General features: G+C 59.3%; 7 protein-coding genes. 5 read left to right on the forward strand and 2 right to left on the reverse strand.

Features of this window, described 5'->3' with window-relative positions:
• Positions 1-382 (forward strand): ATP dependent DNA ligase (locus AC1D0I_RS32155; RefSeq protein WP_477400128.1); only part of this gene is annotated, 382 nt, incomplete at its 5' end.
• Positions 383-439: 57 nt separating this feature from the next.
• Here the strand turns inward: AC1D0I_RS32155 and AC1D0I_RS32160 are convergent.
• The gene (locus AC1D0I_RS32160) at positions 440-889 is read right to left on the reverse strand and encodes a GFA family protein (protein ID WP_477400129.1); all 450 of its coding nucleotides are present in this window, start codon (positions 887-889) and stop codon (positions 440-442) included.
• Between the two features lie 999 nt (positions 890-1,888).
• Between AC1D0I_RS32160 and AC1D0I_RS32165 the strand changes: the two genes are divergently transcribed.
• The 4 genes from AC1D0I_RS32165 (at position 1,889) to AC1D0I_RS32180 (ending at position 3,879) form a co-directional block, all read left to right on the forward strand.
• Complete coding sequence (locus tag AC1D0I_RS32165; protein WP_477400131.1) at positions 1,889-2,866, forward strand: SDR family oxidoreductase; 978 nt, start codon at positions 1,889-1,891, stop codon at positions 2,864-2,866.
• A gap of 179 nt (positions 2,867-3,045) precedes the next feature.
• Entirely contained in the window at positions 3,046-3,255 is a 210-nt protein-coding gene (locus tag AC1D0I_RS32170; RefSeq protein WP_477228097.1) for a low affinity iron permease family protein, read from the forward strand.
• A gap of 142 nt (positions 3,256-3,397) precedes the next feature.
• A complete protein-coding gene (locus AC1D0I_RS32175) occupies positions 3,398-3,589 on the forward strand; it encodes a hypothetical protein (RefSeq protein ID WP_477400130.1) in 192 nt (63 codons plus the stop codon).
• The gene (locus AC1D0I_RS32180; RefSeq protein WP_477308053.1) at positions 3,568-3,879 is read left to right on the forward strand and encodes a hypothetical protein; all 312 of its coding nucleotides are present in this window, start codon (positions 3,568-3,570) and stop codon (positions 3,877-3,879) included. The genes AC1D0I_RS32175 and AC1D0I_RS32180 overlap by 22 nt, the downstream gene beginning before the upstream one ends.
• Before the next feature lie 393 nt (positions 3,880-4,272).
• On the opposite strand, the gene AC1D0I_RS32185 is transcribed toward AC1D0I_RS32180, so the two are convergent.
• A partial coding sequence (locus tag AC1D0I_RS32185) for an SDR family oxidoreductase (RefSeq protein ID WP_477400132.1) occupies positions 4,273-4,407 on the reverse strand: 135 nt, incomplete at its 5' end.

The raw sequence follows: 4,407 nt of genomic DNA on the forward strand, positions 1-4,407 counted from the left end.
TGATTGCGTGGTCGGAGGGTTTCGCTACCTTGCGAACTCGCGCGAGGTCGGCTCCTTATTGCTTGGCCTCTACAATGATCAGGGCAAACTAGACCATGTGGGATTTACATCGACAATCGCGCAGCAAGACCGGACAACGCTAACGCGACGACTTGAGGCTTTGCGAGCGCCTCCTGGGTTTACAGGCAAGGCGCCCGGCGGCCCCAGCCGCTGGAACACGGAAAGAAGCGGACAGTGGGAGCCATTGCGGCCAGAGTTGGTCGCAGAGGTGCGTTTCGATCACGTGACCGGCGATCGCTTCCGGCACGGCACCAAATTCCTTCGATGGCGGCCCGACAAGAGTCCGGAGCAGTGCACGTTTGAACAGATCTTGCAAAAGTGAAGCGCTCGTTTTGCGGCCAGCATGAAGGTGTCCTGGCATCCGCCGAGCGGCGCAAAATCATTTGTCCGGTTGCTGCTGCGGGGCTGGAATTTCCGGTTCCGGTGGCGGCGCGTCGATGGCGTGGGGCTCTCGGTCATGTTCGAACTGCTCGGCCCACTGCAGATCCATCAACCAAGGTTCGCGCCGGCCGATCCAGAGTTCGTAGCCGGGTATGATGTCGCCGGGAGCAAGATCGAGAGCGCCGAGCGATATCTCCGCCTCGTCACCTCGTAATGAAGCGACACGAGATCCGCAATCGGGGCAAAAGCTTCTTCCTTCAAACGTCTTGAGTTCGCCGGCTCCCTCATAGGAAGATCGCGGCCAGACTCCAAAGAAGTTGAAAGCACTGCCGCTTGCACGTCTGCAATCCTGACAATGGCAAAGGCCAACGCGGAGCGGAACGCCTTTGACCGAGAAGCGAATCGCACCACAGAGGCAACCCCCGTTGCGAATGTCATCTTCCCTCATGTCGCAGCTCGCATTGGAGGATCACGGTTCTCATCGGGGTTAGGCATTGGCAGCTCATCGGGCTCTCGCACGTCAGGTGTCCAGGTCGGCGCATCCACCGGCGGTTCTTCGCTCGGCTCACGTTTGGGCTGCATGGCTACGCTCCGGGTCTGCCGGTCGGGCGAGAGGTCTTGCCCGACCATGGGCCGAGCGTCGCTYTGTCTGGCCGGGAAGGGGTCTGCGAGAGGGYTTTTAGGCGGTGCGCCAGCTGTCTCGGGGCTGGACTGCCCGTGACCCGCGCCTTCGCCGCTTGGGGTTTTTCGCTCGATTTYGGCGCCGGCCGCCTCCGGCTCKTTGACAATTGCATCGTTGAGATTCTTGATCTTCGCCATTCCGGTTGCCTCCTTTGCTGGCCAACGACCGGCCGCAAGGAATGTTCCATTTCAGSCGGAACTGAYAGCGAGCGGGGCTGTTATCGGTCATCACACGGGAGATCGACAACAATGTCTTCAATCAAAACCGTCGCGAAACCGGTGCAACAAAATATCCGGCCAAGACCGGTGCCGACCCGTCCSATGCATTCTCCCAGGACGCGGCTGGCAAYAAGAAGCCCAAGACAGGGGTTGGACTAACGCGCCCTGCGGATGAAGTGGATGACCGGACGCAYCAGTCAGACGGTCAGAACCCTCCTGGCCARGKGTCRCCGGGCGGTAGAAAGAGGGATCGGCSATRAATTGCCCGCACCTTTTCCGCAAGGTCTTCGAGGCTGAATGGTTTTGGCTACTTGAGCTCTACCGGCCATGAAGACACCGGTCCRAGCGCGCTGTCGCTCCMGGGCTGCGAAAGGCAGASGRAAMTCGGTTTTGGTTGCATCCCCACGTGGCTACGGCTGTAGGGGCGGGTTTTCTAGGCTCSSTTAGACAGGCTGCAAGTGACGGGCACTCAGCGAGCTTTTTCCAGTCAGCACAGCCAACTTTTTCCTTAAACGCACGTTGTTCCTTTGCAACCGAGGAGACATCGATGCCGAGCGACACGAAAACCGACACTTCGACGACCSTGCGAAAGCAGCGGCGCATACAGCGTAAGGTCGACGCCGACSATCGAATGAAACCAAAATCGACACCCGTCGGCGCGATGCAGGCCGGCGCGCGAAAGTACCCGGCGCCGCCGTTTCSAAAGCAGCATCATCCGAAACCCGGCCATGAAGCAGAGATCAAGCCAGCTCCGCTATACGATGCACCGTTCTGGCGCGGCTCTGGCAAGCTCGAGGGCAAGGTGGCGCTGGTCACCGGAGGTGATTCCGGTATTGGGCGTGCGGTCGCCGTCCTGTTCGCACGCGAAGGCGCAGACATTGCGATCGTCTATCTGTCGGAGGATGGCGACGCCGAGGTAACGAAGCAGTCGGTGGAAAGCGAAGGCGGCCGCTGCATCACCMTCCGAGGAGATGTCGCGGACCGAAACTTCTGCCGCAAAGCTGTGGCCAACACGGTCAAGCAACTGGGAGGGCTCGACGTGCTMGTAAACAACGCAGCATTCCAGGTGCATTCAACGGATTTTGCCGACCTGACTGAGGAGCATTTCGACACCACCTTGAAGACCAACCTCTACGGCTATTTCCACATGGCCCAAGAGGCGGTGGCGTATATGAAGGCCGGCTCGGCGATCGTCAACACGGGGTCCATAACCGGAATAGACGGGTCGAAAGAACTGATCGACTACTCGATGACCAAGGGCGGTATTCACGCCTTCACGAGGGCCCTGTCAGGCAACCTTATCGGCAAAGGCATTCGCGTCAATGCAGTCGCTCCGGGGCCGGTGTGGACACCGCTCAACCCGTCTGAAAAGCAGGCTGACGATGTCTCGCAGTTCGGCGCGAAAACACCCATGAAGCGCCCAGCACAGCCGGAAGAAATCGCACCGGCCTATGTCTTTCTGGCATCGCCGCAATGTTCGAGCTACATCACCGGAGAGATCCTGCCGATCATAGGGGGCTATTAACGAACGGCGGCGCCGGGCAATCATGGACTAAGCCCGTCAATACGTTCGCAAGAATGCGCTAACCGCTTCGGCTACAGAGCGTGGTGGTCCAGTGCGGCTCAACCCGGAGGTTCCATCCGGAACGCTTGCATGTCCAACGGGTTGTTGGCGCCGATGGCAGGAGCGTTGGAGCCGTAAAAATGGAAAAGACGTTCAATCTGGTCGCCAACGCGGTCGCACACGCAACTGGGCGCACTTGGGCTTTTGCGCTATCCTTGGCGCCAGTGGTCGTCTGGGCCGCGACCGGGCCAGTTTTCCATTACTCTGAACCACAATCATTACCTTCCTCATGGTATCCTGATCCAGAATACCCAGAATCGCGATGTCCGCTTGGCCCGCGCCAACCCTAGCCCGTCCCAACTGGCGCCGACCATTTGACGGAACATCCCGACGTCAGCGACGTTTGAGCGGATGGCTCTCATTACCAAGTTTGCATCTGCCGTGGTGGTTCTGTCTAGCACGTACCAGCGCATTGCCCTGCACGAGGCGGTCATGGGCACGCGCCACAGCGAGTTGGACAATGCACGGAAGTTTTCGAACGGCATCACCGCTGTGCTCTATGCATTCAACAGCGGCGCGTCGACTGTCGTCATATCGGGCATCAATCCCGGCTCGACCGGCCATGTCTACAACGAGCTCGGCTTGGGAGGCTTCATAGCCACATGGACAGCTCGATCTTGCTGAAGCTACGCGGCCGTGGCGCCAATCTCTTCACGGCCGATCCTGAAGTCGCGGTATCGACCGGGCGGCCGATCGGAACCTTTATCGCGACAGGATGTTCGAGCGAGATGACGAAGCTATCCGACCTTGGACCGCCTATTCCTGGTAAGCGTCACGGGGGCGACCGTTCCGACGAACAGGACAATTTCTATCAATGTCCAATCTGCGGCCAGATGGTCGACATGCGCGATCTGCGACAGGTCATTTGGCACGAACGGCCGAAGCACAGACCGTTCATCGTGCTCGTTGATTAGACGCGGCATAGCAACCCGGCCGTAGGAAAGCAAAAGACCCGCCACGGAGGAAGCCGTGACGGGCCCTTTTTCTCTGTGCCTGGTTGAGGGGACCAAGCATGACCAGAACTTCACCTTCCGCAACAGGTTCCCTTCTTGTGCACAAAAAAGCCCGCCACTTTTCGGCAACGGGCTAAGGGTTGGAGTGCTGGGGATCAACCAACATGGGTCAACGAGCGGCGGAGGGGTTGGGTTGCGCTTGCCGTGCCTGTAATCGTATAGCGCCGTCCAGCGGCTCGGCTCAGCAACCTGGCTTCTCGCATGAGCGACCAATTGCGGCCACCCAGAAGGCTGACAAGCTCAATTGGGTCGCCACGCTTGCTCGTCGTTCTGCGCTTTGACGCGACCATCCACCTAGTGGGCGGTGTAAGCCCCGTCCACCAGATGGTAGCTTCCAGTAATAAAGCTAGCCTGATCGGACAAGAGGAAGCACACAAGAGCAGCTACCTCTTCCGGTTTCCCGCGCCTGCCCATCGGCTGGAGGTCTGC

The sequence above is a fragment of the Mesorhizobium sp. P2_D1 genome (genome assembly GCF_056404455.1).

Bases quoted from the DNA above. Each gene is read 5' to 3' on its own strand.
- AC1D0I_RS32160 (WP_477400129.1), bottom strand. From the start codon at position 889: ATGAGGGAAGATGACATTCGCAACGGGGGTTGCCTCTGTGGTGCGATT.
- AC1D0I_RS32170 (WP_477228097.1), top strand. From the start codon at position 3,046: ATGGAAAAGACGTTCAATCTGGTCGCCAACGCGGTCGCACACGCAACT.
- AC1D0I_RS32175 (WP_477400130.1), top strand. From the start codon at position 3,398: ATGGGCACGCGCCACAGCGAGTTGGACAATGCACGGAAGTTTTCGAAC.
- AC1D0I_RS32180 (WP_477308053.1), top strand. From the start codon at position 3,568: ATGGACAGCTCGATCTTGCTGAAGCTACGCGGCCGTGGCGCCAATCTC.